Source organism: Prevotella rectalis (assembly GCF_900607215.1).
Taxonomy (GTDB): Bacteria; Bacteroidota; Bacteroidia; order Bacteroidales; family Bacteroidaceae; genus Prevotella; species Prevotella brunnea.
Genome location: NZ_LR027820.1, coordinates 199,381 through 199,995, shown reverse-complemented (window position 1 = coordinate 199,995; position 615 = coordinate 199,381). Strand labels below are relative to the sequence as shown.

Annotated in this window: 1 protein-coding gene; it reads left to right on the top strand. The window is 49.8% G+C overall.

Going from position 1 to position 615, the window contains the following annotated elements:
* Positions 1 to 615: transposase (locus E0E16_RS14105; protein WP_255418130.1), on the top strand; the 615-nt coding region annotated here is incomplete at both ends.

Genomic DNA, 615 nt, shown 5'->3' with positions numbered 1-615 from the left:
CGATGCTGTATGCAGTCATCATGCGCTTCGACTCCCTGCGCGAGATAGAGGCGGCAATGACGGCTGAGGTGCGCAAGCTTCATCACATAGGCATTGACAGGGTTCCTAAGCGCAGTACCCTGTCAGATGCGAACGCCAGACGCTCGGAGAAATTCTTTGAGGACGTGTATCACGACCTTTACGAGTCCAATAAGGACAGACTTTCTTCGGACAGCCGACGCAATGGTACGGAGGAATGGGTAAAACGTCTGAGAATCATCGATTCCACCACGATAACCCTGTTCTCTAACGTCATCTTCAAGGGCGTGGGCCGTCATCCTAAGACGGGAAAGAAGAAGGGTGGCATAAAAGTGCATTCCGTCATTCATGCAAACGAGGGAGTTCACTGTGACGTGAAGTTCACCTCTGCCGCTACCAACGATTCCTTCATGCTCGCCCCCAGCCATTTCAAGCATGATGAAATCGTTGCCCTGGATCGTGCATATATTAACTATGAAAAGTTTGAGGAACTGACCGAGAGGAACGTCGTCTATGTCACCAAGATGAAGAAAAATCTCAAATACGAGGTGTTGGCAGACTGCATGGATATGAACGAGGATGGGCTGATGGAATATC